Here is a 2,608-nt window from a genome sequence, read left to right as displayed (position 1 = left end):
GTATGCGGCCGGTGATGGCCGCCTTGTGAGGTGGTGGAGAGGTGTGGACTTCTGCGGGAGTGATGCCGGCCAGTTGGTGAACGACTGGTCGTGCGACGATCGCAGGACGGATCGCAACGGGATGTCGGTTGAGGTGATGCTGACGCGGGAGCCGCGCCGTCGGTGGAGCGAGGCGGCCAAGGCGCGGATCCTGGAGGAGGCCTTGGCGCCTGGGGCAGTGGTGGCTGAGGTGGCGCGCCGGCACCAGGTTGCGTCGAGCCTCATCTTCACCTGGCGGAGCCGGATGACGAGACGGTGCCCGGAGGCTGCGGCGCCCTCCTTCGTGCCGGTGGTCCTCGAGGAGGCTGGGTCAGGTCCTCCGGTCTCGGCGCCGCCACGGCTTGGCCGCGCGGTCACCGGGATGGTGGAGGTGGTCCTGCGCAACGGCCGGGTGCTGCGGATGTCGGCCACGGCGGAACCGGCACGGCTGGCGTCGTTCGTGGCGGCACTGGAGGCGTGATCGCGCTAGCCGCCGGCGTGCGGGTGTGGCTGGCGGCTGGTGTGACGGATATGCGCAAGGGCTTCGACGGCCTGGCAGGACTGGTGCAGCAGCGGCTGGGACAGGATCCGTTCTCGGGGCACCTGTTCGTGTTCCGTGGTCGGCGCGGCGACCTGATCAAGATCCTGGCCTGGGACACTCAAGGTCTCGTGCTCTACGCCAAGCGGCTGGAGCGGGGCCGTTTCACCTGGCCACAGGCGAGCGACGGGGCGGTGGCGTTGACGCCGGCGCAGCTCTCGATGCTGCTGGAGGGAATTGACTGGCGCATGCCGGCGCGCAGCTGGCGACCGGAGATGACGGGATAGCGCTTTTGCTTGCCGCGACGCGGCGGCATCGGCCAGGCTTTCCTCGTGGCCAGCCTGCCCGACATCGATGCTCTCCCCGATGATCCATCCGCGCTGCGGGCGATGATCGCCGGCCTGCAGGCGGAACTGGCGGCCGACCGCGCGGGGCGGGCTGAGTGGGAGGCCAAGGCCCGTGCCCAGGAGGCCGAACTCACCGCCACCCGGCTCGGCATCATCGAGCAGCGCTACGAGATCGAGGCGCTCAAGGCCCGCCTGGCGCGCTTGCTGCGGCAGGCCTTCGGACGCTCCGCCGAGCGCCTGGCCCGGCAAATCGAGCAGCTGGAGTTCGTGCTCGAGGACGTGGATGCCATCCTCGGCGAGACCAGCCCACCGGCCGATCCCGCCGCCGCAGAGGCGGAGGAGCAGGCCCTGCGCCGCGCCGGCCGACGAGGGCGGCGGCCGTTACCCGAACACCTGCCGCGCGAGACCGTCGAGCATGCGGCACCCTGCGCCGAGGCGGGTGGCTGTCCGGCCTGCGGGGGCACGCTGCGCTCCCTCGGTCAGGACGTGACGGAGGTGCTGGACTATGTCCCCGGCTCGTTCCGGGTAACCCGGCATGTGCGGCCCAAGCTCTCCTGCAGGACCTGCGAGATCATCACCCAGGCGCCCGCGCCGAGCCTGCCGATCCCCAAGGGCCTGGCCGGGCCCGGGCTGCTGGCGCATGTCGCCGTGGCCAAGTTCTGCGACCACCTCCCCCTGCACCGGCAGGCCGAGATCTACGCCCGCGAGGGCGTCGAGATCGACCGCGGCACCATGGGCGACTGGATCGGCGGGATCACACGTCTGCTGCGCCCGCTCCGCGATGCGCTGGAGCGCCACGTCATGGGCGGTACTCGGGTGTTCGCGGACGATACCACCATCCCCGTGCTGGACCGGGCGCTGGAGAGGGCCCGCACGGGACGCCTCTGGGCCTACCTGCGGGATGACCGGCCATTCGGGGGTGCCGATCCGCCCGCGGTGCTGTTCCACGCCAGCCCCGACCGTCGAGGCGAGCATCCCCGCGCGCACCTGACATCGTTCCGCGGCATCCTGCAGGCGGACGGCTATGCCGGGTTCGCCGGGCTCTACGAGCGGGGCGGGATCATCGAGGCCGCGTGCTGGGCTCATGTCCGCCGGAAGTTCTTCGACGTGCACCAGGCCACGAGATCGCCGCTCGCCGAGGAGGCCATCGCGCGCATCGCAACCTTCTACGCCGTCGAGGCCGAACTCACCGGGCAACCGCCGGAGGCGCGGCAGCACGCCCGGGCCGAGAGGCTCGCGGCACCACTGCAGGCATTCCAGGACTGGCTCGACGCCACCCTCCGGCGCATCCCCGGACGCAGTGGACTGGCCGCCGCCATCCGCTACGCCCTCTCGCGCTGGGATGCCCTCACGCTGATCCTGCGAGACGGCCGCGCATGCATCGACAACAACCCCGTCGAGCGTGCCATCCGGCCGATCGCGCTCGGGCGCCGCAACTGGACCTTCGCCGGATCCGATGACGGCGCCGCCCGGGCCGCCACCCTGTACTCGCTCATCGAGACAGCCAAGCTGAACGGCCTCGACCCGGAAGCCTGGCTCCGCCACGTCCTCACCCACATCGCCGACCATTCGGTCAACCGCATCACCGAACTGCTGCCCTGGAACCTCCAGGGCCTGCCGCTCCGGCTGGATCAGCGCAACGCCGCCTGATCAGCCCCGGGATGCCTGTCCAGCAGTAATCCCGCGGTGTTTGTCAGGCGCATAC

Annotated in this window: 3 protein-coding genes; all 3 read left to right on the top strand. The window is 71.1% G+C overall.

Annotated elements, in window-relative coordinates; genetic code table 11:
* Window positions 1–499: IS66-like element accessory protein TnpA (gene tnpA / locus J5Y10_RS27530; protein ID WP_209377358.1), on the top strand; the 499-nt coding region annotated here is incomplete at its 5' end.
* Window positions 496–843, top strand: coding sequence for an IS66 family insertion sequence element accessory protein TnpB (gene tnpB / locus J5Y10_RS27525; RefSeq protein ID WP_209377356.1), 348 nt, complete (start codon window positions 496–498; stop codon window positions 841–843). The genes tnpA and tnpB, both read left to right, overlap by 4 nt.
* Before the next feature lie 102 nt (window positions 844–945).
* The gene (gene tnpC / locus J5Y10_RS27520; RefSeq protein WP_209377360.1) at window positions 946–2,553 is read left to right on the top strand and encodes an IS66 family transposase; all 1,608 of its coding nucleotides are present in this window, start codon (window positions 946–948) and stop codon (window positions 2,551–2,553) included.
* Window positions 2,554–2,608: the final 55 nt, after the last annotated feature.

It is taken from the genome of Roseomonas indoligenes (genome assembly GCF_017813365.1).
In the GTDB taxonomy this organism is placed as follows: Bacteria; Pseudomonadota; Alphaproteobacteria; order Acetobacterales; family Acetobacteraceae; genus Roseomonas; species Roseomonas indoligenes.
This window is presented reverse-complemented; position numbering and strand designations above follow the sequence as displayed.